This window comes from Gemmatimonadota bacterium (assembly GCA_041390105.1).
GTDB lineage: Bacteria > Gemmatimonadota > Gemmatimonadetes > Longimicrobiales > Gaopeijiaceae > JAGQIF01.
Genome location: JAWKQO010000001.1, coordinates 2,035,796 through 2,061,810, shown reverse-complemented (window position 1 = coordinate 2,061,810; position 26,015 = coordinate 2,035,796). Strand labels below are relative to the sequence as shown.

Genomic DNA, 26,015 nt, shown 5'->3' with positions numbered 1-26,015 from the left:
TGCTTCACTCTTCGCGCAGCGACTCGGCAGGGTCCAGGAGCGCTGCTCGGCGGGCCGGGATCCACGCAGCCAGCAGCACCATGGTGAGCAGCAGCGCGCTCACCGTACCCAGGGCCACCGGGTCGTAGGGGCTCAGGTCCAGGAGCAGCGAGCGCAGCAGGCGGGAGAAGACCACGGAGAGCGCTCCTCCGATGAGCAGTCCCGGGAGCGCCAGCAGGAAGCCCCCCCCGAGGAAGCGGAAGGCCACGCTGCTGCGGTCGGCGCCGAGAGCCATGCGGATGCCGATCTCCCGCCGGCGAAGGCCCACCGAATAGGACACCACGCCATAGATGCCCAGTCCCGACAACAGCAGCGCCAACACGCCCAAGCCGGACGTCAGCCAGGCCGCGATACGCTGCGGGAGGATCCCGACGGCGGTGTACTGGCCGAGGGTCGTGATCGCACCGAGGGACAAGTTGGGGTCGAGGTCGAGCAAGGTGCTGCGCAGGCCGCGGAAGACGTTGTCGGGGAGCGCGTCCGAGCGCACGACCACCTGCGTCGCGGCTGTCCATTCCTGCGGGAGCGGGAAGTAGAGGAACGGCTGCGCTTCGTCGGTGATCAGCTGGTTCTTGGTGTCGGCCACCACGCCGACCACCTCCCACGTCTGCACCGCCAGGCTGTCACCGTCCTGCACGCGAATGCCGATGGAGCGGCCCACGGCCGTTCCGTCCGGCCAGGCGTTCGCGGCGAACGACTCGCTCACGACCACAACCCGTGTGGAGCCGCGGGCGTCGGCGGGCAGAAAGGTGCGGCCCCTTCGCACCGGCATGCGCAACGTCTCGAAGTACCCGTCGGAGACGCGATTGAAGTCGGTGCCGAAGGGAGCACGATTCCCCTCCGCCATGTCCCATCCTTCGGGGACCACCGACGTACCGGAGCTGGACAGATCGAGCGGCAGGTCGGACGCCAGCGCTGCCTGCGTGACCCAGGGTTGCCCTCGGAGCGCTTCCAACAGGCGGGTCTGGAAGATGCGCCCCCGCTCCTCGTCGTAGCCGTCCAGGGTGAGGTCGAGGGCGGTGACCCACGCCCCCTCGGCCTGGAATCCGGTCTCGATGGCGGCGGCCCGTTGCAGGGACCTCACGAACAGGCCAGCCGCCACCAGTAGGATCAGCGAGAAGCCCACCTGCGCGGCGGCGAAGACCAGCCGCATCCGACCGGCACGAGCACCGCCGCTCCTTCCCTCGCCCCGGGCTCCGCCTGCGAGGCCGGTGCGCGTGGAGCGGAGGGCGGGAAGCAGGCCGAACACCAGCCCCGTGAGCAGGGTGATGCCCGCGGCGAAGCCGAGCACCCGATAGTCCGGTGCGAGATCGAGATGCAGGGGGATGGGGATGGGAAGTGTGTCAGGCCGAATCCCGGCCAGCACCCGGCCGGCGAGCAGCACGCCGAGGCCGCCTCCCAGGGCGAAGACCACCAGCGTCTCGACGGTAAGCTGTTGGATGAGGCGCGCGCGGCTGGCGCCCAGCGCCAACCGCACCGACATCTCGTGCTCGCGCGACGTGGCCCGCGCCAGGAACATCCCCGCCACGTTGGTGCACGTCACCATCAAGATCAGGCTCACCATGGCCAGCAGCGCGGTGATGAAGAGGCGCACGCCACCGCGACCGTTGCCCGGGATGGGGCCCAGAGGAACCGCGCGGAAGCTGCGCCGCGCGTTGGTGGCGGGATAGGCGCTGGCCAGGCGTGCGCCCACGGTGGCCAGCTCCTCGTTCAGACGGTCCAGGTCGGCACCGGGGGCGAGCAGCCCGAGCGCGAGGTGCCAGGACGCATTGCGCGCGGCGAACTCGTTCGGCTCACCGTCCAGCAGAGGCACCTGACTCAAGGGGATGTAGACATCCGGCTCGGCTCCGACCATGTGCCCGCGGAACGCGGCGGGCGCGACGCCCACCACGGTGTAGGGCAGGCGGTTGATGTGGAGGGTGGCGCCCAACACGTCCGGATCGGCGCCCATGCGATCCTGCCAGTAGCGGTGGGAAAGCACCACCACCGGGTGGTTGCCGGTGGTCGTGGACTCGTCGGAGAGGAAGTAGCGGCCGCGGCCCGGAGGAGCACCGAGAAGCGAGAAGTAGGTGGGTTCGACGGCGAACGCGATCGCACGTGTACCCTCGGCACCCTGCGACAGGCTGACCAGCTCGAACGTGAAAGCCGACGTGGACGCCAATGCGCTCACCTGGTCTCGGACGTCGGAGTAGTCCGGGTAGGCGAAGGTGTCGAAGCCCGAGCCGTCGAAGGACCGACCCAGCTCTACGACGCGATCGTAGTTGCCCACGCCCGGCAGCGGTCGAAAGAGGAGCGCGTTGGCGGCGCTGAAGACCGTGGTGTTGGCCGCGATGCCGATCGCGAGCGAACCCGCCGCGATCAGCGAGAACAGCGGCGCGTGTCGGAGCCCACGCAGGGCGACCCGCAGATCCCGCAACCAGTTGCCGAGCACGTGCCCTCCTCCGTTGGTGCGATGTTCGTCATCGGGCCGCGCGGCCCGGAGATCTCCCTTCCAGCGCGCCCGCACTCCACCGAGGGTCACATCGAGCAAGCCGCGGAGGCGGACGGCCCAGAGGGCTCGACCGGCACCGCGGGGTTGGGCTGCCGCCTGCTCCAGCATCCGCGTCCACACCCGGTGCATATCCTGGCCATACCGCGATCGGAACTCGCGTGGGTGCAGACGCAGCAGCAGCCACCAGAGTGCTTCGAACAGCGATCTCATGCGGTCCCGGGCTCCAGCAGCCGGCGTCGGCGGGCCAACTCCAGCGTCCCTTGCAGGCGCTTCAGCTCGGCGACCAACGCGTCGCGCCCGCGGGGCGTGAGCGTGTGCACGTTCCGCTTGCCGCCCGGTTGCGGCTCGTCCGGGTCGGAGGGCGTCTCACGGATCCACCCCGTCTCTTCCAGGTCGCGCAGGGAGCCGTACAGCGTGGCCGGCCACAGCTTCATGGCACCGTCCGTCTGCTCGAGGACTTCCTCCATGATGGCGACGCCGTGCAGGGGGCCGCGGGAGAGGGCCAACAGGATCTGGAACCACTGGGGCTTCATCAGGTCTGGCACCGCACGCTCCGGGGCAGGTGCCCGACGGACCGCTGCGCGAGAGCCCTTCCCAGGGAGGCGCCCAGCCGCCGGCGAGCATCTATACTGGTCGATATAGATAAGAACGAAGACGCACCGCGGTGGGTTTCAGGCGGGGCCGGGCACACTCGAGGGGCGGGGGCCGCTGCACTGCCGTCGGGCCGGCCGCTGCCGGCTGCGCCTCAGCTGACGGGCTTCGTGGCGGGACCCTGAATCCAGCGCCCGGGCTTTTCCCCGGTCAAGGCGCCACCCCGGATCACGAGGACCCCGTTGACCAGAAGGTGCTCGATGCCGGAGGAGTACTGGTGGGGGTCCGCGTAGGTGGCCCGGTCCTGGATGGCGTCAGGGTCGAAGACCGCCACGTCCGCCAGCATGCCGGGAGCGAGCCTGCCCCGGTCCGTCTGCCCCAGCCAGGTGGCCGGCATGGACGTCATCTTCTTGACGGCCTCCTCGAGCGAAAGCACGCCCAACTCGCGTACGTAGCGCGCCAGGACCCGGGGGAACGCGCCGTAGCTCCGTGGGTGGGGGAAGCCCTCCCCGTAGCCGACGTTGTCGCCGTCCGTCTCGATCATGGCCAGCGGGTGCTGCATGATACGGATGACGTCCTGCTCGTCCATGGCGTGGTAGATGGCGCTGAAGCCACCGGCCAGCTGCAGCTCGATCGCCAGATCGATCCCGGCTTCCAGATCCATCCGCCCGAATCCGCGATCCTCCGCGTAGTCGGCGAGCGTCTTCCCGTCGTAGCGGGGGTCGGAAGGCAACGTGCGGAACTGTACGCGGGCCAGGTCGGCACCCCCACGATCCTTCATCCAGATCTCACGCATGTCCGCTTCCATGCGCTCACGCGTGGCGGCGTCCGCCACCCGCTCGGCGAAGCCGGCGGCGCCACCGGCCAGTGCCCACTGCGGGAAGAGGATGGAGGAGCCCGTGCTGCTGGCCGCGTAGGGATAGAGGTCGTGCGTGATCCGCAGACCGGCCGCGTTGGCGGAGTCGATCAGCGCCAAGGAACGCTCGCTCCACCCCCAGTGCGCGGCGCCCGTGGCCTTGTGGTGGTTGATCTGGGCGGGGATGTCCGCCTCGTCGGCGATGCGGATCAGCTCCCGGACCGAATCCAGCAGGCCGGAGCCTTCGTTGCGCATGTGGCTCACGTAGATGCCCCCGTACTGCGAGGCCACCTTGGCCAGCTCGATGATCTCCTCAGCTCTTGCGTAGTTGGCCGGAACGTAGAGGAGTCCGGTGGACAGCCCCATCGCGCCCTGTCGCATCGACTCGGCCACCAGCTCCCTCATCTGGTCCAGCTCTTCGGGGGTGGGGTCGCGGTTGTCGAGCCCCATCACCTGGCGACGCACCCAGGAGTGGCCGGCCCAGAAGGCGAGGTTGGGCGCGGTCTCCAGGCCGGACGCGAAGGTGTCCAGCGGCCAGGGTTGATCGCCCGAATGCAGCGAAGCGGACAGCGTGGTGATCCCCTGGCGGAGGAAGTTCTCCGACAGCGGGTAGTCGGCAATGGAGAGCTGCACGTGCGAGTGGTTGTCGATGAAGCCGGGGGTGACCACGCGCCCCGTCGCGTCGATGACCTGGCGCGCCTCGCTGGCGTCGATGCCCTCGCGGGAGATGGCTACGATGCGGTCCCCCTGAATGGCGATGTCCGCCGGGAAGCGGGGAGCGCCGGTGCCGTCCACGATCTGACCGCCCTTGATCACGACATCGTACGTCTGCGCGAAGAGAGACGGCGCTGCGAGCAGGAGCGCGACGAGCAGCAGCACGCCGGGGTGGCGCGCGAGGGTCGAGAGGTGCGGGGCACGCAGCGTGACGGATCGCATGGCATCCTTCCGGATGGGCAGGGCGTCGAAGCGAAGCTCGCAGATGCGCCCGCACCATACCGCGCGGGCGGGCCCACCGCCAAGGCGGGTCCTTTCGTGAGTGCTGCCAATGCCCTATCTGAGAAGCGGGCGCGCGAATGGCGCGCGCCCGGTCATCGACAGGGCGCTGCCCCCACCCGAAGGCCATGTAGGTGCCCACGGACCGAGTCGCCTGGTCACGCATCGTTCTGCTCGTTCTCAACAATGCCTTCGTCGGAGGCATGGTGGGCATCGAGCGGACGGTGCTGCCGTTAATGGCGGAAGCCGACTTCGGCGTCGCCTCCACAGTGGCCGCAACCGCGTTCATCGTCACGTTCGGGCTCACCAAGGCCTTGATGAACCTGGCGGCTGGAAGCCTGGCGGATCGACACGGCCGGCGGCCGTTGTTGCTCCTCGGGTGGCTCTATGCGATTCCGGTTCCGCTCATCCTCATGTGGGCGCCTTCCTGGGCGTGGGTGCTCTTGGCCAACGTGCTGTTGGGCATGAACCAGGCGTTGACGTGGTCCATGACCGTGGTGATGAAGGTGGATCTGGCGCCGCGCAGCCTGTGGGGCAGGGTGATCGGCTGGAACGAGTTCGCCGGATACGCCGGGATGTCGGCCACCGCCGCGGGAACGGGAGTGATCGCCAGCACCTATGGCCTGCGACCGGAGCCGTACTATCTGGGTCTCGGCGTCGCGGTTGCGGGTCTCCTGCTGGCGATCGGTGTGCGGGAGACACGGCCGGTCCCTCGCGCACGGCAGGGCTGGACGCCCGTCCCACGCCCTCCCCGGCTGCGCACCGCGCTCGGGCAAGGAACGTACGCGCATCCCGGGTTGTCCTCGGCCAGCCTCTGCGGGCTGGCCACCAACTTCAAGGATGGGGCGCTGTGGGGTCTTCTGCCCTTGCTCCTGGCCACGCGGGCTCTCTCGCTCGGAGGGATCGGCTTCGTGGTCGCGCTGTACCCGGCGATCTGGGCCGTCACCCAGCTCTACTTCGGACCTCTCTCGGACCGCATCGGCCGCCGAGTCCTGATCGTGGCCGGCATGGGAGTGCAGGCGTGCGGTGTGTCGCTCTTCGCGTGGGGCGGCTCGTGGGCGTCCGCCGTTGCGGGGGCGACTTTCTCGGGGTTGGGGACCGGGATGGTGTACCCCACGTTGCTGGCCTTCGTCTCCGAGCAGACGGATGCGCGGGGGCGCGCGTCTGCGCTCGGCGTCTACCGGCTATGGCGCGACTCGGGGTACGCGTTCGGTGCTCTGACGGCGGGCGTGCTCGCGGATCTGCTTGGCATCCGTGCGGCACTGGTCGGCGTCACGGCGGTGCTGCTGCTGGCGTCGGTGACGTTCAGGCAGCGAGTCGACGCCGCCTGACCTGCGAGTTCTGGAAGGGCGTCCCCCGCCCCTGCCAGGAGCCGCGCACGGAGACGACCAGGCGACGACGCCCTGGCATCGTCTCGCGTGCGTGGACCACGGGGCGCAAGGCACCCCGATGGTCGCCGACGGGCTCAGGCGCTGCGACGCGCCTCGTCGGTGCTCTCTGGCAGGAATCCGGGCTCGGAGGAGGGATCGGCGCCGCGCAGGAGGGCCACCAGACGTGTGCGGTCCTCCGCTCCCGGCAGTCCCCACCCCTTCTCGTAGTGGAAGACGGCATCGACGGTCTTGGCACCGAAGTGCCCGTCGAGCAGTTCCAGGTGGTCTCCGGTCACCAACCCAGGATGGGCCACCCCGCAGGTGTGACTCAGCCACAGGAGCTCTTTGCGTAGCGTGAGCACATAGTTGGCGAGGCGGGCCGATTTGTCCGTCGGATCGAGGCCGCGCATCAGCCACGCGTTCTGCGTCGCCACTCCAGCCGGGCAGTGGCCGGTGTGACAGCGTTGAGCCTGGATGCATCCGATGGACATCATGGCCTCGCGCGCTACCGCGACCAGATCGCAGCCCAGGGAGAATCCCAACAGGGCGTTCTCAGGAAAGCCCAGCTTGCCCGAGCCCACGAAGGTGACGCGCTCGGCCAGGCCCGCTTCGGCGAACGTGCGGTACACGCGGGAGAACCCGAGCTTGAAGGGCAGGGCCACGTGGTCCGCGAACACCAGGGGCGCCGCACCGGTGCCTCCCTCTCCGCCGTCCACGGTGATGAAGTCGACGCCACGGTCCCCGCCTGCCATGTGACGGGCGAGCTCCTGCCAGAACTCGATCTCCCCCACCGCGGACTTGATGCCCACGGGCAGACCGGTGACCTCGGCGATGTGCTCCACGAAGTCCAGCATGGAGTCGACGTCGTGAAAAGCGGAGTGGCGGGCTGGGCTCACGCAGTCCTTGCCGGCGGGCACGCCCCGGATGCGTGCGATCTCGGGCGAGACCTTCGCGGCGGGAAGCACGCCCCCCAGCCCGGGCTTGGCTCCCTGGCTGAGCTTGATCTCGATGGCGCGCACCGAGTAGTGCTCCAGACGCTCCAGGAGTCGTGCCTCGCTGAAGCGACCCTGTTCGTCGCGAGCGCCGAAGTAGCCGGTCCCCAGCTGCCAGATGAGGTCGGCGCCGTGCGCGTGGTGGGGCCCCACGCCGCCCTCACCGGTGTTGTGCAGGCAACCCGCCAGGAGTGCGCCGCGGTTCATGGCTTCGACCGCGCGTGCGGAAAGCGCGCCGAAGCTCATGCCGGAGACGTAGACGGCGGAGTCGGGCCGGAAGGCGTGCTTCCGGCCCCGAGGCCCACCCAGCACCTTGGCGGAGGGGATCCAGTACTTGCGAGCCCCCTTCTCCTCAGCGCCGTGCGGAGCGGTGGTGCCCGACTCCCCGAAGGCGGAATGCTTGATGATCAGGAAGTTCGGATCCTCCTCGACGCGCTCGTCGGTTCCGAATCCGAAGTAGTTGTTCTGTCCCTTGGCCGAGGCGTAGACCCAACGACGTTGGGCGCGGGAGAAGGGCCGTTCCTCGGTGTTCGAGGTCACGATGTACTGACGGAGCTCGGGTCCCACGGACTCGAGCCAATAGCGGAAATGTCCGACGATGGGGAAGTTGCGCTGGATGGCGTGCTTGGTCTGCGTGACGTCACGCAACGCCACGGCGGCGACGACGCCGACCACGATGACCAGGATCCACATGCGCTGCGACCCCCCGACCAGGGACTTGGGGTCCCTCGACCGGAGGGCCCCGCTTCGAGAGAGTGTCGGACGGAGGTGGCGGATCTTGCAGGGCGGCAGCCGTGCGGGACCTGGCGATCTCCCGAGGCGGAGTGTCTCTTGGGACTCGTCTCCAACCCCGTGAGCCATGCTCGATCGCCGTGACTTCCTGAAGCGCTCCGCCGTCCTGGCCGGCACGCCGCTCCTCCCTTTCCGTTTCGCCGAGGCGCTTCACCGGCAGGGCCTGCCCTCACTGCGCGAGACGGTGGTCATCAACGCGCTGGGCGGCATCGCCAATCCCAACCTGCGCACGCCGGGTGACGCCGCTGCCGGCCTCGGGACCGACCCCTCCGATCTGAAACGCGAGCTGGACCGACGGGCGCTTCAGGACGTGGTGAACTCCGGCACCAGCGCCCTGAACCTCACGCTCGGCTACGTGGCGGGCCCCTTCGACCCGTTCGAGTACACGATCCAGGAGATCGGCAGGTGGGACGCCATCGTGCGCCGCTACCCGGAGGTGCTGCTCAAGGTCTGGACCGCGGCGGACATCGAGACCGCGAAACAGAGCGGACGCACGGGCATCATCTTCGGCTTCCAGAACTCGGCGATGGTGGGAGAGCGGGCGGAGCGAGTGGATACCTTCGCCGACCTGGGCGTCCGCATCATCCAGCTCACCTACAACGTGCGGAACCAGGTGGGTGACGGATCCATGGAGACCGAGAATCGCGGCTTGACGCCCTTCGGGTTCGAAGTGCTGGAGCGGCTCCACGGCGCGCGCGTGCTCGCGGACCTGAGTCATTCGGGCGAGCGCACCTGTCTGGATGCGATCCGGGCCTCGTCCGGGCCGATCGCCATCACCCACACGGGGTGCCGCGCCGTCACCGATCTGCCGCGCAACAAGACGGATGAGGAGCTCCGCCTGCTTGCCGACAAGGGCGGCGTGGCCGGCATCTACTTCATGCCCTTCCTGCATCCCCAGGGACAGGCCCGGGCCGAGGACGTGGTGCGGCATGTCGAGCATGCCCTGAACGTGTGCGGGGAGGACCACGTGGGGATCGGCACGGACGGGGGAACGACCCAGGTGGACGACATGGAGGCCTACCGGGCCGTGATCCGCGAGGAGATCCGTCAGCGCGCCGCCGCCGGCATCGGCGCCCAGGGCGAGTCGGCCGACGTGGTCCCGATGATCCCGGACCTGCAGGGGCCCGACCAGTTCCGCAAGCTGGCGGGTCTGCTCCGTCAGCGCGGCCACTCCTGGGCGGTGGTGGAGAAGGTGTTGGGCGCCAACTTCCTGCGGTTGTTCGGGGAGGTCTGGGGGGGCTGAGCCGAGTCGACCCTGGCGGTCCCCAGGCGCCCCGGGCATTTTTCGCACCTGGCTGGTCGCCCGGGGGGAGTTCCTCCGGCCTGCACCATCGCAGCTCCAACCCGAGGTCAGGCGTGAAGGTACTGGTTCCGGCCCTTCTGGCGGGCAGCGCCCTCCTGGTGGTCCGCCCGGCGGCGGGCAGCCCGACCGTGGGCTCCGGCGGCCCCTCCTGGAAGCCGGCTGCCCAGGTGATGGCCGACACCCTGGTGCGGCAGGTGGCCCGGACCGACCGGCACGGACCGGTGGGCTCCGCGCCGGGGGCGTCTCGGACCCAGCGGCACGACCCGGCCCCAACGGCCGCCGCTTCCGCGGCCGCGCCCGAGCTGGACGGTCTGATCGACCGCTACTGTCAGCGCTGCCACAACGAGCGACGCCAAAGCGGCAATCTCTCTCTCGCGGACTTCGCGGTGGACGGGGCCGCGGCGGAGGTCGAGACCGCGGAGCGCATGATCCGCAAGTTGCGGGCGGGTATGATGCCGCCGCGGGGTGCGGACCGACCCGCAGGGGACTCGCTGCAGGCGTTGGCCTCGACCCTGGAGACGCTGGTGGACCGGGCCGCGGCCGCGCATCCGCATCCCGGGACGCGCCCCTTCCAGCGGCTCAACCGAGCGGAGTACGCGCGCCTCGTCCTGGACGTCCTGGGCATCACCGTGGATGCGGCGGAGTGGCTGCCCGCCGATCCGCTCAGCTCGTCGTTCGACAACATCGCCGATGCGCAGACCATCTCTCCCACGCTGATGGATGCGTATCTGACGGCGGCTTCCGAGGTGGCGCGACGCGCGATCGGTCAGAAGGACGCGCCGGCGAGCTCGGTCACCTTCACCAACGCGCCGCAGGTCTCCCAACACGAATGGGAGCGGGTCGAAGGTGCCCCCTTCGGCACGCGCGGCGGGATCAGCGTGCTGCACTCCTTCCCAGCCGACGGCGAGTACACGGTCGATCTGGCCTTCATGTCGGGGTGGGGCGAGCGCTTCCATGACATCGACGTCTCCGTGGACGGCGAGCGCGTGGCGCTCGTGCAGTATGGCGGCGACATCGACTTCCAGGGTCGCAAGGCCTTCCCGGTGCGCACCGATCCCGTGTTCATCCGCGCGGGTGAGCACCGGGTGGTCGCCGCGTTCGTCCGCCGGATGGACGGCCCCTACGAGGACCTGATCCGCCCCAACGATTGGTCGCTGACCGGAACGGAAGCGTCCTACGGCACCACCTCGCTCCCGCACATCACCGCGATGACGCTCGAGGGTCCGTACAACGCCGTGGGGGTCTCCGAGACGCCGTCGCGCAAGCGCATCTTCACCTGCCGGCCCACCACGCCCCGTGAAGAGCAGCCCTGCGCAGAGGCGATCGTGGGACGGCTGGCTGCTCGCGCCTACGGTCGCGCGCTCGAGGGAGACGACCTCGCCGATCTGATGCGCTTCTACGAGCTGGGCGCCGAGGAAGGTGGCTTCGAGGTCGGCGTGCGCACTGCGCTGGAAGCCATCCTGGTGAGCCCGCACTTCCTGTTCCGCATGGAGCGTGAGCCCCGCTCGGCGGTTCCTGGGGAGGTCTATACGCTTTCGGGTCCGGACCTGGCCGCGCGCCTCTCGTTCTTCCTCTGGGGCACGGTGCCGGACGAGCGTCTGCAACGCACGGCGGCCAGCGGCCAGTTGAGTGATGCGACCGTGCTGGAGGCGGAGGCGCGCCGACTGCTCGCCGACCCGCGCTCGGCGTCGTTGGCGACGCGCTTCGCCGGGCTTTGGCTGCGTCTGCAGGACCTCGACAAGGTCCAGCCTGACGCCTTCTGGTTTCCGAACTACAGCCGGCAGCTGGCGCAGGCGATGCGACAGGAGACCGAGCTGTTCTTCGATCATCTGGTGCGCGAGGACCGGAGCCTGCTCGATCTGTACGGAGCCGACTACACGTTTCTGAACGAGCGGCTGGCCGCGCACTACGGGGTGCCCGACGTCTACGGGGAGGAGTTCCGCCTGGTGAAGCTGTCCGGGGACGAGCGGCGCGGGATCCTCGGCCACGGGAGCGTCCTGGTGCAGACGTCGCTCGGCAATCGCACGTCACCGGTGTTGCGTGGCAAGTGGGTGATGGAGGTGCTGTTGGGCACGCCTCCGCCGCCACCGCCGCCCGGTGTGCCGGACCTGGAGGAAACGGCGTCGGCTCGTGCGGGAGAGGTGCTCAGCACCCGGCAGCGCATGGAATTGCACCGGGCCAACCCGAGCTGCGCGTCCTGCCACCAGGTCATCGACCCCATCGGGTTGGCGTTGGACAACTTCGACGTGACGGGCAAGTGGCGCATCCGCGAGAACGGGGTCCCGCTGGACACGCAGGGCACGTTCTTCGACGGTACCGAGATTGCCAGCCCGGCCGACCTCTCGCGGGTGCTGCTGGAGCGGCCGATCTCCCTGTCCCGGACCTTCACGCAGAACCTGATGGCCTACGCGCTGGGCCGACGTGTGGAGACCGAGGACCAGCCCACGGTGCGGGCGATCGCGGCGGCGGCCGCAGCACAGGACTACCGCATGTCGGCCTTCATCCTGGGTGTCATCCAGAGCGACGCCTTCCGCATGAAGCAGGCGTCGCCCGGAGCCAGCACTACTGACGAGCGGACTCGCTGAACGTAGGGGACCGTACCACCATGCACTTCCTGACCGGAAAGACGGTGCCGCGCCGCACCTTCCTGCGAGGAGCGGGCGCCACGTTGGCGATGCCGCTCCTGGACGCGATGCTTCCCGCCGGACGGCGGAATGGAATGGGCCGGGCCTCGTCGCCGACCCGCCTCGTGTGCATCGAGGAAGTGCACGGGGTGCCGGGCTGCAACGAATGGGGCGCATCCCAGAACCTGTTCGCGCCTGCGGCGGTGGGACGAGACTACGAGCTGGAGGCGGGCAACGTCCTCAAGTCGTTGGAGTCGTGGCGCGAGCGCATGACCATCGTCAGCAACACCGACGTGCGCATGGCCGAGGCCTTCGACGCCGAGGAGGTGGGCGGCGACCACTTCCGCTCCAGCGCCGTGTTCCTGACGCAGTCCCATCCCAGGCAGACCCAGGGTTCGGACATCTACTGTGGCATCTCCCTGGACCAGTTGCATGCACAGCGCTTCGGCCAGGATACGGTGCTCCCCTCCCTGCAGCTCTGCATCGAAAGCACCGACAAAGGTGGGGGCTGCGACTACAACTACTCCTGTTCCTATACCGACTCGATCAGCTGGGCGTCGGCGACGACCCCCTTGCCCATGGTGCGCAATCCCCGGACGGCCTTCGACCTCCTCTTCGGAGCCGGCGGCTCGCCGGAGGAGCGAGCGCTACGCCGCCGCACGCACCGTAGCATCCTCGACTGGGTGGCCACCGAGATCGCGCAGATGAAGCGTGATCTGAGCGCCGAAGACCGGCGGCGTGTGGACCAGTATCTCGACAGCGTCCGCGAGATCGAACGGCGCATCCAGCGCATCGAGATCCAGAACACCAGCGGAGCACCGCGTGACCTGCCCGAAGCGCCTCCGGGCGTGCCGGACTCCTTCTCCGAGCACATGCGCCTGATGTTCGACCTGCAGGTGCTGGCGTTCCAGACCGACATGACGCGCGTGGTGTCGTTCAAGACGGGGCGGGATGCCTCCAACCGGGTGTTCCCCGAGAGCGGTTCCGACAAGGCCTTCCATCCGGCTTCGCACCATGGCGGGAAGCAGAAGAGCATCCTCGAGTTCAACCAGATCTGCCAGTACCGCGTCGGGCAGCTGGCCTACTTCCTGGAGCGCCTGCAGCAGACCAGCGATGGCGACGCCAGTCTGTTGGATCAGTCCCTGGTCGTATGGGGCTCGCCCATGGGGGACGCCAACCTCCACAACCACCGCCGCTGTCCGTTGGTGGTCTTCGGCGGCGGTAACGGGGCCCACCAGGGCGGACAGCACCTGAAGGCGCCGGACGGGACGCCGATGGCCAACGTCTTCGTGTCCCTGCTGCAGGGGCTAGGGCACGACGACCTCGCCTCCTTTGGCGACAGCACCGGCGAGTTCTCGCTCCAGCCATGAGGAGCCGGATGCGCCCGCTGGGCGGTACCGCCAACCTCACGCGCACGGTGGGTCTGCTTGGCCTCGCCGTCCTGTTGCTCGGCCTCAGCGGGCTGGAGACGCCCGTGGCGGACGCGGCCCAACGGGGCGACCTGGACGCGGTCAAGGAGCTGTTGCGGGCGGGGGCGGACGTGAACGCGGCCCAGGGAGACGGCATGACCGCGCTGCACTGGGCTGCGGAGCGCGGGGACGTGTCCCTCGCGGAGGTGCTGCTGTATGCCGGCGCCGACGTGGACGCGGGAACGCGCATCGGACACTACCGGCCGCTGCACCTGGCGGCGCAGTCCGGCGACGCGGACATGCTGCGGATGCTGCTGGCCGCGCGCGCCGACCCGGAGGCGGCCACGTCCAACTCGGGGGCCCGGCCGCTTCACCTCGCGGCCGCTTCGGGGAGCGCTGCCGCCGTCCAGGTGCTCATCGACGCGGGCGCGGGGATCGACGCGCGCGAGAGCGCTTGGGGTCAGACGCCGCTCATCTTCGCAGCGGCCGCGGGTCGTGTGGAGGTCATTCGCGCGCTGCTGAAGGCGGGGGCCGACCCCGGGCTGGCAGCCTGGTCGGTGGACACGGCCGAACAGGAGGCGGCGGACCGGGCGGCGGAGCGGCGTCTGCAGCAGGTGTTGGCCGAGTTCAAGGAGCGCGAGGGGGGAGGTCCCGGATGGCAGCCCACGCCCCGCCAGGTACAGGCCGCCATCGACGTCTACCGCGAGGTGCAGCGGCGCTGGCCCGACGTACCCGATCCCGCGGAAGAGGAGCGCCAGAAGGCCGAGGCGCAGAAGAAGACGGAGTCGGAGGACGCGCAGGAGGAAGGGTCGGCAGCACCCGACAGCGTGGCCGCAGCGGACAGCGTGGCGTCGCCGCCGGGCCAGCGTCCAGAGTCCGACGACGCATCCGCCGAGGACTCGGCCGCGGCCGTCCGTGCGGACTCCGCCAAGGCCGAAGAGCCCAAGCCACTCACGTACGGGCAGCTCGTGCATGGATGGGGTGGGCTCACGCCCCTCCTGCACGCGGTGCGACAGGGCCACACCGACGCGGTGCTCGCCCTGTTGGAGGGCGGAGCCGACATCAACCAACCTTCGGAGGGCGATCACACCTCGCCCCTGCTGATGGCCGCGATCAACGGGCAGTTCGATCTCTCGCTGCTGCTGCTCGGTCGCGGCGCCGACCCCAACCTGGCCAGCACGGCGGGCGCCACACCGCTGTTTGCCGTGCTGGAGCGGACCTGGGCACCTCGGGCCTCCTACGCCCACCCGGTGGAACACCAGCAACAGCGCGTCACGCATCTCGATGTCATGAAGGCGCTGTTGGATGCGGGGGCCGATCCCAACGCTCGCTTGACCACGCATCTGTGGTACATGGAGTACACCTTCTCGGTGCTCGGGGGGAGCGGCATCAACCTTCAGGGCGCCACTCCATTCTGGCGCGCGGCCTACGCCTTGGACGTGGACGCCATGCGCCTGCTCAAGTCCTATGGGGCCGACCCCGACATCCCCACCACCAAGCCGCCTGAGCGCCGGCGCCGCGCCCAGGACGAAGAAGAGAAACCCGCCGAGGAAGGGGAGTCGGCGGATTCCACGATGGCCGGAGGGGTCGCAGTCGACGCGGACGATGCGAGCGCCCGTGCGGACTCAGCGGCCGCCGCGGTCGAGAGCTCCGAGGGGGGCGCGCCGCTCAAGGCCAACGCCGAAGGCGAGAGTGCGCACGAGGAGGAGGCGCCCGCCGGTGAGGAGGAGGACGAGGACAAGGACTACTCTGGTGTGCCGCCCGTTCCCGTGGGCGGCCCGGCCATCTACCCCATCCACGCGGCCTCGGGCGTCGGGTATGGTCAGTCCTTCGCGGGGAACGCGCATCGACATGTGCCGGACAACTGGCTGGCGGCCATCAAGTTCCTGGTGGAGGAGTGCGGCGCCGACGTCAACGTGAGGGACGCCAACGCCTACACCGCGCTCCATCACGCCGCGTCGCGCGGAGACAGCGAGCTGGTCCGCTACCTGGTCGAGCAGGGGGCGGACGTCACGGTGGTGAGTCGGAAAGGCCAGACCACCGCAGACATGGCCAACGGCCCCGTCCAACGTGTGCAACCCTTCCCGGAGACGGTGCAGTTGCTCGAGAGCATGGGCTCGAAGAACAACCACAAGTGCGTCTCCTGCTGAAGGGTGCGCCCGTGGCAGGTCGCCCGCGAGCCCCCTGCGCGGGTACCCCCCTTCTTCAGCGACCTGCTAGCGAGCCTCCGCCGTCCGCTCCCGCTCCTCGACGCGATCGATGAGGTACTGGTAGGTCGACGCGTAGGCCAGCTCCGAGCTCTCCCACTGCGCGAGCGCTTGTTCGTAGCTCTCGATCAAGTCGTCGAGTCCCCTGCGGCCGCTCTCCGTCACGCCCTCGAGCGATGCCAACACCTCGGCCTTGGCCTTCATCTGACGCAGCACCACTCCCAGGTCCCTGCGGCGGGAGATCAACCCGAAGTACTGCGCCAGCAGGGGCCGGGGGATGCCGCTGCGACGGGCGATGGCGGGGTCCGGTAGGGCGACCTGCAAGGCTGCGGCGCGGTCGGCGAAGGGGTCGGCGATGCGGGCGAACGCCTGCACGTCGTCGGTGAAGGACCGGTTGCGCGCCACGTTCTCCACCAGCTCGGGCGTGCGCCGGCTTCCCAGCCAGCCGGGGACCAGCGCCACCAACATCGAGAGCCCGGACGTGCTGGCCCCCACCCGGGCGTCACGGGCGGCCACCAACGCACCGCCCAGGGTGCCGAGCCCTCCCACGGTGCGGAGCGCCGTGTCGAGCCGACGGTCGCCTGCTTCGGGAAACAGTAGGAGCGTGCGGGCGGTGGCGCTGATGGCCTGGAGGGTGGTGCCCAGGTCCGCCCATGCGCGCACGTGGCCGTAGAACTCCCCCACGGTCCACAGCTCGAGCTCCCTGGCCGTGGCCTCGGCGGTCGCGGTCAGGGAGTCAGCCCGCTCGGCGGCCAGGGCATCCGTCTGATGGACCTCGCGCAGGGCCTCCATCTCCAGGGTCAGGGTAGCCACCGCGCGCTGCAGGTCGGCGTTCTCGTCCTCTCGGACCACGAGCTGCGCTTCCAGGGAGTCGACGATGGCTCGCAGCTCGGCCAGGTCGGTGCCGGGGGTGGTGAGGCTGAGCCGCACCGCCTCGGCGAGCTGTTGACGCCGCTCATGGAGCTCGCGGGCCAGAGAAGCCGTGGAGACGGTGGTCTGGCGATCCACGCGCGCGACCAGATCCTCCAGGCGCAGGCGCAGGCGTTCGATGTTGGCGGGGGCTGGGCTGGTCTGGACCTGGGCGATCCCTGGGGTCGCGCTCGCGATCAGCAACGACGCCACGAACGGCCAACGGCTGCGGCGATGGGCCATGGCGGGGCTCCGGCGGCTCGAGGAAGGCGAAGGAGGCCTCCCTCTAGATAGAGCACCGAAGCCGACGGGGTTCCGCGGGGGAGTTGCCCGCTCCGCAACCCGCGAGGCCCCGTCCCGCGCGCAGCGTCAGGCGCGGAGCCGGGGGAGGGAAGAGGTCAGGCCTCGGGGCGTCCGTCGTCCTCGACGGGGCCCATCTCCTCGTCGAGTTGCCGTGCCCGCTTCCGGATCCACCAGCCGATGCTGCCCATCAGCCCGAAGGGCAGGGCCGACATGAAGGCGGCGGTGACGAAGAACGCCCGGCGATTCTCGTCGTTGGCGTCGAAGCACACGGGGCACGCGTGCAGGGCGTCCGGAAGGACGACCAGCAGGGCGAGAATCAGGATGGGGATCCAGCGGGCGCGTGTCATAGATAGACCTGAAAGTACAGGAACGGCCACAAAACCACCACGAAGTACCAGAAGATCTGGACCGTAGCGAAGTGGTCCATGCGAAGGCGTCCCCGCCGCAGCCGGGAGAACGCCCAGACCAGGCAGAGGATGGCGGCCACGGCATGCAGGGCGTGCGCTCCCACGATGAGGTAGAAGAACGCGCCATAGGGGTGGGCGGTCATGGTCAGGCCCTCCCGGATGAGCCCCACCCACTCCGCGCCCTGGAAGCCCACGAAGAAGAGGCCGAGCAACGCCGAGATGGCGAGAGGCACCAGCGCCTGCCGCGGCTGCTTCTTGTAGGCGAAATGCGCGAATCCCAACACCAGGCCCGAAACGAGGAGCGCGGCCGTGTTGATGGCGGTTTCCTCGAAGGGAAGGCGAGGCTGACCCAGCGGAGGCCAGAGCTGTCCGACCGCGCGTGACTTCACGATCACGTGGGCGGAGATCAACCCGGAGAACATCATGATCTCCGTGAACACGAAGAGCAGCATGCCCATGACGGAGTCGGGCACCAGCTTGGGCCGCTGCTGCGCCTCCGGGCGCTCCATCGTGAGAGTGGCGTTGCTCATCCGGATCTCAATGCCTCCGGGCGCCGCGTGACGGGGGCGCCCTCCGTTCGGTCAGCCGCCCGGGGGCGACTAGTGCTGTTCGCCCGCCGCTGCGCCATGCTCGCCCTCGAGCGGGATGCCCCGCTCGGTGGCGGCCTGGGCGGCCTCGTTCTCCCAGTTGGTGCCGGTGTGGCGCATCACGTCCGGCGCCACCGCAAAGAACATCAGGAACATCAGCATCAGGGACGCGGCCAGCACCCACTTCATGATGCGCCGCTCCGTACGGAGGTGCATGAAGTTCTGGATCACCAGGTTCGCTTTGACCAAGGCGATGCCGAAGGCCGTGATCAAGGTGACCCAGAAGATCCCCAGGAAGGGGCCCGCCACGCTGACCACCAGGAGGATCAGCAGCGTGAAGTAGATGCGGGTGTAGTTGATGTGGTGCTCGGCGTGCTCGCTCATGTCACCCCTACTTCGCGATGTACAGGAGAGGGAAGAGGAAGATCCAGACCACATCGACGAAGTGCCAATAGATCCCGATCAGCTCCACGCGTTGCAGCTCGCGATTCCTGGCCGCGTCCCGAGCCACGAAGGCCATGACCACAGCGCCCGCGATCACGTGCAGCGCGTGCAGCCCCGCGGCCGTGTAGTAGAAGCTCCAGAAACCGTTGGCCGTGATGGTGTAGCCGTGGCTGATCTCGGTATACCACTCGAAGCTCTTCACCCCGATGAAGGTGAGAGCCCCCAGAATGGTGAACATCAAGAAGCGCGCCGCCTTGGGCCCCTCGCCCTTCTCCGCGGCCTGGTGGGCCAGCACCGCCGTGAAGCTGGAGGTCAGCAGCACGAACGTGTTGAACGCGCCGATCCACGTGTTGGTCACGGCGGCGGCGTTGGCCCACTCCGGGTGTCCGATGCGGAACATCAGGTAGGAGGCCAGCAGGCCGCCGAAGATCACGACCTCGGAGGCGAGGACCCACCAGATGGCCAGGCGGCCTGTGGGGATTCCCGTTGCGTATCGAGTGGTGGCGATAGGCTTCACGTTACGTCGACCTCAGGCAGGAAGGTTCTGCGGCCAGTAGTCCTCGGAACGGTCCGGGTGCCCGTACTCGTAGGGGCCCCGGTACACGCGCGGCATCTGATCCGGCGGCCAGTTGCCGTGCGGCGGCGGTGACTCGGCCGTCCACTCCAACGTGTTGGACTTCCAGGGGTTCTTGGGCGCCTTCGGACCCTTCCGAATGCTGTGGAAGAGGTTGTAGAAGAACACCAGCTGGAAGAGCAACATCACGATCAAAGCCACGGTGGCCGTGATCCGCAGCGGCTGCATGGCCGCCAGCTCGGGGAAGTTCTGGAAGTTGTAGATGCGCCGGTGCTGACCGCCCAAGCCCAGCACGAACAGCGGGATGAAGATGAAGTTGAAGGGGATGATGGTGCCCCAGAAGTGGATCTTGCCCAGGGTGTCGTTCATCATGCGGCCGAACATCTTCGGGAACCAATAGCTGAGCGCCGCGAAGGTGCCGATGATGGCGATCGGGAAGAACGTGTAGTGGAAGTGGGCCAGCACGAAGTAGGTGTCGTGCAGGTAGATGTCCGAGCCGCTCGCCCCCAGGAAGATCCCGGTCACGCCGCCGATCAGGAACTCGGCGATGAAAGCCAGGGCCCACAGCATCGGGGTATTCAGCGTGATGGATCCGCCGTACAGGGTCGCGATCATCACGAATAGCAACTCGGCGATGGGCACCGAGATCAGCAGCGTGGTGACCGTGAAGATGTTGGCCATGCGGGGATCGATGCCGGCGATGAACTGGTGGTGAGCCCAGACGAAGAAGCTCAGCACGCCGGTGGCGACCGCCGTGTACAGCATGATCTTGTAGCCGAACAGCTTCTTGCGGGCGAAGGTGGCCACGATGTCGATGACGATGCCGATGGCGGGCAGCAGCACCACGTAGACCTCGGGATGCCCGAAGAACCAGAAGAGGTGCTGCCACAGGATCGGGTCGCCGCCCCGGGCCGGATCGTAGAAGCCGGTGCCGATGGTCTGATCGAACAGCAGCATCACTGCGCCGGCGATCAGGGGTCCGACCGACAGCATGAACAGGATGCTGGCGATCACGATCATCCACACGACCATGGGGATGTCATAGGCCTTCATGCCCGGGGCACGGGAGTTCATCAGCGTGGTGATGAAGTTGATGCCGCCCAGCAGGAAGGCCACGAACTCCAGAGCCACCGCGGTGAGCCACAGGCTCGACCCCAGCTTGGTCAAGCTGTACTCCGCGTTGGCCGAGAGCGGGGGATACGAGGTCCAGGCCCCTCCGAACCCACCGCCCTCGACGAACAACGAGGCCAGCAGGAGGAGGGCGCTGACCAGGAAGACCTGATAGGAGAGGCGGTTGATGCGCGGGAACACCATGTCGTCCGCGCCGATCATCAACGGAATCAGGAAGTTCCCGAAGGCGGCGATCAACACCGGCATCGCCACCCAGAAGATCATGATCGAGCCGTGGTTGGTGACCAGGGCATTGTATTCCCCGGGAGACACCACGCCGAAGCCCGGCACGGGAAGGCCGGGGAAGGCGAGCTGCATGCGGAAGACGTAGGCCATCAGCCCGCCGATCACGCCCATCGCCATCCCCGTGAAGAGGTACTGCATGGCGATGATCTTGTGGTCGGTGGACCAGATGTACTTGAGAATGCCCTGCGGTCCGTGGTGCTCGTGCGCGTGCGCGTCGTGACCGTGGACGTCGGTGGCGGCGACCTGAGCCATACTCTCGCTTTCCTCCGCTACTGCGAGTTCACGGGTGTGTTCGCAGCGACCCAGGCGGCATGCTGGGTCGCGTCTTCGATGAAGATCCGTCCACCCATCACGCCGTGGCCGATTCCGCAGATCTCGGCGCACTGGATGTCGTGGGTTCCCGTCTCGGTGGTCCGGAACCACCCCGTGATGGTGCGGCCCGGCACGGCATCCTGCTTGAGGCGGAAGACCGGAACCGAGAAGTCGTGCAGCACGTCGCGGGACTGGAGCTGGTAGTGGTAGGTCAGCCCGTTCTGGATGTGGAGCTCGTCCGTGGTCCAGATGTCATCGGGCGTGTCGAGCTCGTTGTCGGCGCCGGGATGTTGGAAGACCCAGGCCCACTGTTGTCCGATCACCCGGACGGTGGCATCGGCCTCGGGGAGGTTCTGCTTGACGTTGTACCAGACCCGCACCGCTGCCACCACGATCACGACGTCGCACAGCAGCACCAGTCCGTGTGGGATCGTGATCCAGCGCTTGAGGTGTTTCTCCTTCCCCGTGATGTACTGGCTCTTGACCCCGTCCTTGGCTTTGAACTTGAAGATCAGCCAGAAGAACATCCCCTCGGCGACCAGGAACCAGAAGCCGGTCAAGAGGAGGATGATCAGGATGACGTTGTCGATCGATCCCGCGTAGTCGGAGATCTGGGCAACCATGTTCTGGGGCATCGCCTACGGATTCCGTCGGGTCAGAGGATGAAGAGAAGCACGGCGCCGATGAAGAGCACCGCGCCGATCACCGTGGCCAGGAACGTCTTGCGCGCGTCGAGGATCGCCGGGTTGGATTCGTCCGGGATGTCCAGGTAGGAGTCCTTGATCGACACCTGCTCGACCGAGATGCGGCCCGTGGGAGTGACTTCGCTCGCCATGCTGGTTCCCCCTACTGCAGCGTCTGGATGTAGGCGATCACGTTCGTGACCTGCTGGTCGTCGAGCAGCGCGGAGTTCGGGCGCATGGTCTGCCCGAAGCCGTCGTTCGGATTGGCGCCCCGCCACCCCTTCCGGAACTTCTGGAACTGGGCCAGGAGGTACCAATCGTGCTGCCCCACCAGCGGCGGTGCCCGCACGACCTCGATGCCCTTGCCGTCGGGACCATGGCAGGCCACGCAGGTCTGGAACGACTGACGGCCCGCCTCCACGTCCCCGTGAAGGGTGGCGGCCGCCGCGACCTGCGGCATGCTGGCCACGTATTCGGCCACCGACTCGAGATCTCCTTCGAGGTCGAGCGCCTGCACCATGGACTTCATGCGCAGGCCCACGGTGTCCATGGGGTGGGCACCCCGCCAGTTCTGGCGGAAGCCGTTGAGCTGGGCTTCGATGTACCACTGGGGCAGGCCCGCGATGGCCGGTGCGCCCAGAACCTGGTTGCCCGCTCCGTTCGCGCCATGGCAGGGAGCACAGGTGTCGTAGAGGGCTTCCCCGCGGGCGATTCCCTGGGAGGGTGCGGCCCCGCAGGCCACGGTGCCCAGGAGAGCCATCAGGCCCACCCCGAGCTTCAGCGTCCGAGTTGGATGCATCGTCCTAGGCTTGGCTGGTTGATCAGGCGCCCGAGGCGAGCCGCTCCAGCGGAATCGCCTCGTCGATGAGCATGATCGGGATCTCTTCCCGCACTGGATACAGCAGGGACCCGTCCTCACGGACGAGTCCGGCCTCTAGAGCCACAGCGACCGTCTCGCCTGCGCGGTTGGTGACCGTCCCGGAGGAGATGGCCCGATTCAGGCGGTCCAGCAGGGCCGGCTCGGCCACGTGCAGGGACTGCTTGGATTCCGGGCAGACCAGGATCTCCAGAAGCTCCGGATCGATCATTCGGAAGGCGTGCTCTCCCGCTGGGCCGGGGGGCTCCGACCGGACCGATCGTCCGACCCGGCCTCCCCGAACTGAAGCCCCACAAGGTACCCAAACGGGGGCATTCTCGGGAGGTCGGGGTCCAAGCGCAACACCGAGGCGGGAGGGACCGTTGGGGAGGGTCTGGCGCGGCCTCCCGGAGCGGTGGTCCCTTTCGCATCATGAGTCCCTCCGAACCCCACCAGCGCGCGGCCCGGCACCTCGGTGCGCTGCTGAGGGCCGAGGGTACGGCCGACCGAGCCCGGCACGAGCGCGCCTACCTGAAGAGCTCGCTCCGGCACTGGGGGGTGCGGGTGCCGGTGATCCGGCGCCTGACCCGTCAGGTTCTCAAAGAGATCGGCCCCGACCTCCCGGACCCGCGCCCGCTGGTGGAGCAGCTGTGGGGCTCGGGCGTGCACGAGATGCGCATGGCCGCCGTGGAGGTCCTGCGGGCCCGCGCGGACGCTCTGGGGCTCGCCGATCTGGAGTGGTTGCGGCGGCTGGTCCGGGAGGCGGGGACCTGGGCGCTCGTCGATCCGCTGGCGGCAGACGTGGTGGGTGGGTTGCGCGAGCGGGTGCCCGCTGTGGCAAAGCGGCTCGACGCCTGGGCGCGGGATCCCGACTTCTGGGTGCGGCGCGCCGCCTTGTTGGCGTTCCTGGGACCTCTGCGACGCGGCGAGGGTGATTTCGAGCGCTTTGGGGACTATGCCGACCGCATGCTCGACGAAAAGGAGTTCTTCATTCGCAAGGCCATCGGGTGGGTGCTGCGGGAGACGTCCAAGAAGCGTCCCGCCCTGGTGACCCGGTGGGTCGAGCCGCGCGCTGCCCGCATGTCCGGGCTCACGCTGCGCGAGGCGACGCGACGAATGGATGAGCGCACGCGTGAGCGGCTGTTGGCCGCCCACCGGAGCGGGGCGCCCGACGGGGAGCCCGCATGACCCTGCTCGGGACCGCGCTCCTCCTGCTGCAGGTCCAGCTTCCCGCCGATTCCGGCCTCGCGCACGCGAGCGGGCGCCCGGCGCCCGTGGTCCAGGCTACGTTCGCCAGCGAGGCTCCGCGCTTGGACGGCCGCCTGGACGAGGCCGTGTGGCGCCAGGCGATTCCTGTCACGGACTTCAGGCGGGATCTGCCCAGCGATGGAGGGCCAGCCAGCGAGCACACCGAGGTGCGTGTCGTCTACACGCGGGACGCGCTCTATGTCGGTGCGCGTCTGAACGCCCGCGACCCGGGTACGGTCTCGCGGCTCCGCGGCCGCCGCGACTCCTTCTCCCTGTTCAACGACCAGTTCCTGGTGATGGTCGATTCGCACCACGACCATCGCACGGCCTACGTGTTCGGCGTCACGCCGGCCGGCGGGCGCAACGACCTCCTCGTCCCGGACGACAGCCGGGACGGCCTCGATCCCTCCTGGGACCCGGTATGGGAGGCTGAGACGCGGGTCGATGAGAAGGGCTGGGTGGCGGAGATCCGCATCCCCTTCACGCAGCTGCGCTTCTCCGAGGAGGCCGAGCGGCCGGTCTGGGGCATCCAGTTCCGCAGGGACATCGTCGCGGCGGGCGAGGCGGCCGACTGGTCCTGGGCACCCGCCAGTGAGGCGGGCTTCGTCTCCAAGTTCGGGCATCTGGTGGGTCTCGAACGCCTGGAGGCTCCCAACCGACTGGAGATCCTCCCCTACACGGTGGGGCGGGGGTCCTTCGATCAGCGTGCCGATCCGGACAGCCCCTTCGATGACGGAAGCGTATTCGGAACGTCGGTCGGTGTGGACCTCAAGTACGGGCTCACCCCAGCGCTTACGCTGGATGCGACCGTCAATCCGGATTTCGGTCAAGTGGAGGCCGACCCGGCGGTGGTCAACCTCAGCGCCTTCGAGACGTTCTTCGAGGAGCGCCGCCCCTTCTTCGTCGAGGGCGCGGGGGGGTTCGAGTTCGGTGGGTTGAGCTCCATGAAGTTCTTCTACTCACGAAGGGTGGGGCAGTCACCGTCGCTCCCGGCCAGCGGGCGCTATGTGGACCGACCCGCCGCCTCCACCATCCTGGGTGCGGCCAAGCTGTCGGGCCGCACGGCTGGAGGTTGGACGGTGGGTGCCCTGAACGCGACCACCGATCGCGAGCGCGCACGCATCACCGACTCTCCCGACGGGCCTGTCGTCACGGTACCGGTGGAGCCGCGCGCCAACTACTCCGTGCTGCGCCTGCGACGCGACTTCAACGAGAGCGCCAGCGAGGTCGGGGTCATCGCCACCAGCGTCTTCCGGGAGAGGGGCGACCCCGCGTTCGAGGTGTTGCGGGACCGCGCCTTCACCGGTGGCGTCGATTTCGCGCATCGCTGGGCGCGCCGCGCCTACGTGGTGCGAGGGTGGGTCGGGGGGAGCCGCGTCCTCGGGAGCACGGCAGCCATCACGCGCGCCCAGCGTGCCTCCGCGCGCTACTACCAGCGCCCCGATCAGGCCTATGTGACACTGGACCCGACGGCGACCGCGCTCTCCGGGTTCGGCGCCGAGGTGGAGCTGCAGAAGCTGGCGGGGGCCTGGCTGTTCGGGCTCAACGGCCAGTCGCTCTCCCCGGGATTCGAGCTCAACGACGCCGGCTTCCAGACGCAGGCGGACCGGCACGTGGCCCTGGTGAGCGGCCGGCGCCGCTGGGTGCAGCCCACGGCCTGGTTTCGTTCCTTCAGCATGGGCCTGCTCGGCGTGTCGCAATGGGACTTCGGGGGAACGCGCACGTCGAGCAACCTGCGCTTCGATCTGGTGGGGCAGACCCACGCGTTCCGCAGCTTCGACGTCAACCTGCGTCATGAGCTGGAGGCTTTCGACACGCGCGCGACGCGGGGTGGTCCGCGCGTCGTGCGGCCCCGCCTTTGGGGACTGGGCGCAGGCATGCACACCGACGATCGCAAACCGCTGTCTGGAAGCGCTCGCGTCAATCTGACGTCAGGGGCCGAGGGCTCGTGGTCCATGGCGATCACGCCCAGCCTGGCCGGCCGCGGACAGGGCTGGTGGAACTGGAGCGCCACCGCGGCCTATCGCCGCAGCGAGGACGATGCGTTCTACGTCGCGCAGGGCGTGGACTCCGCCGCGGCGACGACCTTCGGCTCGCGCTACGTCTTTGCCAACCTGGCGCGCGAGAGCGTGGACGTGACGCTGCGGCTGGACCTGGCGCTCACACCCGACCTGACCTTGCAGCTCTACGCCCAGCCGTTCGTCGCCAGTGGCGCCTACACCGATTTCCGCGCCTTGGCCCGGCCCTCGAGCTACGACTTCCTACGCTACGGGGACGGAGCCTCGACCGTCAGCAGCGACCCTGGCACGGGCCGAGTGCGGGTCGACGCCGACGGAGCCGGTCCCGCCGCGACGGTTTCCTTCGCGGATCCGGACTTCCGGCTGCGCTCGCTCCGCGGCAACCTGGTCCTGCGCTGGGAGTACCGGCCGGGCTCCACGCTCTTCTTCGTGTGGAGCCAGAATCGCTCGGACCGGGTCACCGATGCCGAGCTGGAGCCTTGGGGGGACCTGAGTCACACCTGGCGTGACCCGGGTCAGCACGTCTTCCTCATCAAGGCGAACTACTGGCTCGGCTCCTGACGGGCGGACTGCCGCCGCCATCGTCTGCGCTCC

Annotated in this window: 21 protein-coding genes; 7 read left to right on the top strand and 14 right to left on the bottom strand. The window is 68.7% G+C overall.

Translation table 11 applies throughout. From position 1 onward, the window contains the following. Window positions 1-4: 4 nt before the first annotated feature. The 3 genes from R3E10_09060 to R3E10_09050 all read right to left on the bottom strand — a co-directional run bounded on the left by R3E10_09060 (window position 5) and on the right by R3E10_09050 (window position 4,910). Window positions 5-2,737, bottom strand: coding sequence for an ABC transporter permease (locus tag R3E10_09060; GenBank protein MEZ4415894.1), 2,733 nt, complete (start codon window positions 2,735-2,737; stop codon window positions 5-7). Beyond that, on the bottom strand, window positions 2,734-3,060 hold the full coding sequence (locus R3E10_09055) for a PadR family transcriptional regulator (protein MEZ4415893.1): 327 nt from the start codon (window positions 3,058-3,060) through the stop codon (window positions 2,734-2,736). Before R3E10_09055 ends, R3E10_09060 begins: the two co-directional genes overlap by 4 nt. Before the next feature lie 212 nt (window positions 3,061-3,272). Next, the gene (locus tag R3E10_09050; protein MEZ4415892.1) at window positions 3,273-4,910 is read right to left on the bottom strand and encodes a D-aminoacylase; all 1,638 of its coding nucleotides are present in this window, start codon (window positions 4,908-4,910) and stop codon (window positions 3,273-3,275) included. A 191-nt stretch (window positions 4,911-5,101) separates the two neighbouring features. Here R3E10_09050 and R3E10_09045 point away from each other — a divergent pair, with 191 nt between their 5' ends. Then, a complete protein-coding gene (locus tag R3E10_09045) occupies window positions 5,102-6,298 on the top strand; it encodes an MFS transporter (protein ID MEZ4415891.1) in 1,197 nt (398 codons plus the stop codon). Window positions 6,299-6,432: 134 nt separating this feature from the next. Here the strand turns inward: R3E10_09045 and R3E10_09040 are convergent, their stop codons facing one another. Continuing rightward, on the bottom strand, window positions 6,433-8,022 hold the full coding sequence (locus tag R3E10_09040; GenBank protein ID MEZ4415890.1) for an FMN-binding glutamate synthase family protein: 1,590 nt from the start codon (window positions 8,020-8,022) through the stop codon (window positions 6,433-6,435). Window positions 8,023-8,188: 166 nt separating this feature from the next. On the opposite strand from R3E10_09040, the gene R3E10_09035 reads away from it, so the two are divergent. From R3E10_09035 to R3E10_09020, 4 genes are all read left to right on the top strand, one after another. Continuing rightward, window positions 8,189-9,364, top strand: a complete 1,176-nt coding sequence (locus R3E10_09035; protein MEZ4415889.1) for a membrane dipeptidase — start codon at window positions 8,189-8,191, stop codon at window positions 9,362-9,364. Window positions 9,365-9,477: 113 nt separating this feature from the next. Further along, a complete protein-coding gene (locus tag R3E10_09030) occupies window positions 9,478-12,009 on the top strand; it encodes a DUF1592 domain-containing protein (protein ID MEZ4415888.1) in 2,532 nt (843 codons plus the stop codon). 20 nt (window positions 12,010-12,029) lie between these two features. Then, window positions 12,030-13,418 carry a DUF1552 domain-containing protein gene (locus tag R3E10_09025; protein ID MEZ4415887.1) on the top strand — a complete coding sequence of 463 codons (1,389 nt, stop codon included), beginning with the start codon at window positions 12,030-12,032 and terminating at the stop codon, window positions 13,416-13,418. A gap of 8 nt (window positions 13,419-13,426) precedes the next feature. Then, window positions 13,427-15,607, top strand: a complete 2,181-nt coding sequence (locus R3E10_09020) for an ankyrin repeat domain-containing protein (protein MEZ4415886.1) — start codon at window positions 13,427-13,429, stop codon at window positions 15,605-15,607. Between the two features lie 66 nt (window positions 15,608-15,673). Here R3E10_09020 and R3E10_09015 read toward each other — a convergent pair whose 3' ends face one another. The 10 genes from R3E10_09015 to R3E10_08970 form a co-directional block, all read right to left on the bottom strand. Next, window positions 15,674-16,816 (bottom strand): hypothetical protein, encoded by a 1,143-nt coding sequence (locus R3E10_09015; GenBank protein ID MEZ4415885.1) that lies wholly within the window; start codon window positions 16,814-16,816, stop codon window positions 15,674-15,676. Between the two features lie 155 nt (window positions 16,817-16,971). After that, on the bottom strand, window positions 16,972-17,223 hold the full coding sequence (locus R3E10_09010; protein MEZ4415884.1) for a hypothetical protein: 252 nt from the start codon (window positions 17,221-17,223) through the stop codon (window positions 16,972-16,974). Continuing rightward, window positions 17,220-17,813 (bottom strand): heme-copper oxidase subunit III, encoded by a 594-nt coding sequence (locus R3E10_09005; GenBank protein MEZ4415883.1) that lies wholly within the window; start codon window positions 17,811-17,813, stop codon window positions 17,220-17,222. The genes R3E10_09010 and R3E10_09005 overlap by 4 nt, the downstream gene beginning before the upstream one ends. Before the next feature lie 69 nt (window positions 17,814-17,882). Next, window positions 17,883-18,254 (bottom strand): cytochrome C oxidase subunit IV family protein, encoded by a 372-nt coding sequence (locus tag R3E10_09000; protein MEZ4415882.1) that lies wholly within the window; start codon window positions 18,252-18,254, stop codon window positions 17,883-17,885. Between the two features lie 7 nt (window positions 18,255-18,261). Continuing rightward, window positions 18,262-18,831 carry a cytochrome c oxidase subunit 3 gene (locus R3E10_08995; protein MEZ4415881.1) on the bottom strand — a complete coding sequence of 190 codons (570 nt, stop codon included), beginning with the start codon at window positions 18,829-18,831 and terminating at the stop codon, window positions 18,262-18,264. 12 nt (window positions 18,832-18,843) lie between these two features. Further along, the gene (locus R3E10_08990) at window positions 18,844-20,556 is read right to left on the bottom strand and encodes a cbb3-type cytochrome c oxidase subunit I (protein ID MEZ4415880.1); all 1,713 of its coding nucleotides are present in this window, start codon (window positions 20,554-20,556) and stop codon (window positions 18,844-18,846) included. Between the two features lie 17 nt (window positions 20,557-20,573). Next, a complete protein-coding gene (locus R3E10_08985; protein MEZ4415879.1) occupies window positions 20,574-21,251 on the bottom strand; it encodes a cytochrome C oxidase subunit II in 678 nt (225 codons plus the stop codon). A 20-nt stretch (window positions 21,252-21,271) separates the two neighbouring features. Then, window positions 21,272-21,451, bottom strand: coding sequence for a hypothetical protein (locus R3E10_08980; GenBank protein MEZ4415878.1), 180 nt, complete (start codon window positions 21,449-21,451; stop codon window positions 21,272-21,274). 11 nt (window positions 21,452-21,462) lie between these two features. Then, the gene (locus tag R3E10_08975; GenBank protein MEZ4415877.1) at window positions 21,463-22,098 is read right to left on the bottom strand and encodes a c-type cytochrome; all 636 of its coding nucleotides are present in this window, start codon (window positions 22,096-22,098) and stop codon (window positions 21,463-21,465) included. Window positions 22,099-22,120: 22 nt separating this feature from the next. Next, a complete protein-coding gene (locus R3E10_08970) occupies window positions 22,121-22,387 on the bottom strand; it encodes a hypothetical protein (protein ID MEZ4415876.1) in 267 nt (88 codons plus the stop codon). A 200-nt stretch (window positions 22,388-22,587) separates the two neighbouring features. On the opposite strand from R3E10_08970, the gene R3E10_08965 reads away from it, so the two are divergent. Together R3E10_08965 and R3E10_08960 are read left to right on the top strand one after the other, a co-directional pair. Next, a complete protein-coding gene (locus R3E10_08965; GenBank protein MEZ4415875.1) occupies window positions 22,588-23,343 on the top strand; it encodes a DNA alkylation repair protein in 756 nt (251 codons plus the stop codon). Continuing rightward, on the top strand, window positions 23,340-25,982 hold the full coding sequence (locus tag R3E10_08960) for a DUF5916 domain-containing protein (protein MEZ4415874.1): 2,643 nt from the start codon (window positions 23,340-23,342) through the stop codon (window positions 25,980-25,982). Before R3E10_08965 ends, R3E10_08960 begins: the two co-directional genes overlap by 4 nt. Window positions 25,983-26,015: the final 33 nt, after the last annotated feature.

Bases quoted from the DNA above. Each gene is read 5' to 3' on its own strand.
- R3E10_09060 (MEZ4415894.1), bottom strand. From the start codon at position 2,737: ATGAGATCGCTGTTCGAAGCACTCTGGTGGCTGCTGCTGCGTCTGCAC.
- R3E10_09055 (MEZ4415893.1), bottom strand. From the start codon at position 3,060: ATGAAGCCCCAGTGGTTCCAGATCCTGTTGGCCCTCTCCCGCGGCCCC.
- R3E10_09050 (MEZ4415892.1), bottom strand. From the start codon at position 4,910: ATGCGATCCGTCACGCTGCGTGCCCCGCACCTCTCGACCCTCGCGCGC.
- R3E10_09040 (MEZ4415890.1), bottom strand. From the start codon at position 8,022: ATGTGGATCCTGGTCATCGTGGTCGGCGTCGTCGCCGCCGTGGCGTTG.
- R3E10_09035 (MEZ4415889.1), top strand. From the start codon at position 8,189: ATGCTCGATCGCCGTGACTTCCTGAAGCGCTCCGCCGTCCTGGCCGGC.
- R3E10_09025 (MEZ4415887.1), top strand. From the start codon at position 12,030: ATGCACTTCCTGACCGGAAAGACGGTGCCGCGCCGCACCTTCCTGCGA.
- R3E10_09020 (MEZ4415886.1), top strand. From the start codon at position 13,427: ATGCGCCCGCTGGGCGGTACCGCCAACCTCACGCGCACGGTGGGTCTG.
- R3E10_09015 (MEZ4415885.1), bottom strand. From the start codon at position 16,816: ATGGCCCATCGCCGCAGCCGTTGGCCGTTCGTGGCGTCGTTGCTGATC.
- R3E10_09010 (MEZ4415884.1), bottom strand. From the start codon at position 17,223: ATGACACGCGCCCGCTGGATCCCCATCCTGATTCTCGCCCTGCTGGTC.
- R3E10_09005 (MEZ4415883.1), bottom strand. From the start codon at position 17,813: ATGAGCAACGCCACTCTCACGATGGAGCGCCCGGAGGCGCAGCAGCGG.
- R3E10_09000 (MEZ4415882.1), bottom strand. From the start codon at position 18,254: ATGAGCGAGCACGCCGAGCACCACATCAACTACACCCGCATCTACTTC.
- R3E10_08990 (MEZ4415880.1), bottom strand. From the start codon at position 20,556: ATGGCTCAGGTCGCCGCCACCGACGTCCACGGTCACGACGCGCACGCG.
- R3E10_08985 (MEZ4415879.1), bottom strand. From the start codon at position 21,251: ATGCCCCAGAACATGGTTGCCCAGATCTCCGACTACGCGGGATCGATC.
- R3E10_08980 (MEZ4415878.1), bottom strand. From the start codon at position 21,451: ATGGCGAGCGAAGTCACTCCCACGGGCCGCATCTCGGTCGAGCAGGTG.
- R3E10_08975 (MEZ4415877.1), bottom strand. From the start codon at position 22,098: ATGCATCCAACTCGGACGCTGAAGCTCGGGGTGGGCCTGATGGCTCTC.
- R3E10_08970 (MEZ4415876.1), bottom strand. From the start codon at position 22,387: ATGATCGATCCGGAGCTTCTGGAGATCCTGGTCTGCCCGGAATCCAAG.
- R3E10_08965 (MEZ4415875.1), top strand. From the start codon at position 22,588: ATGAGTCCCTCCGAACCCCACCAGCGCGCGGCCCGGCACCTCGGTGCG.
- R3E10_08960 (MEZ4415874.1), top strand. From the start codon at position 23,340: ATGACCCTGCTCGGGACCGCGCTCCTCCTGCTGCAGGTCCAGCTTCCC.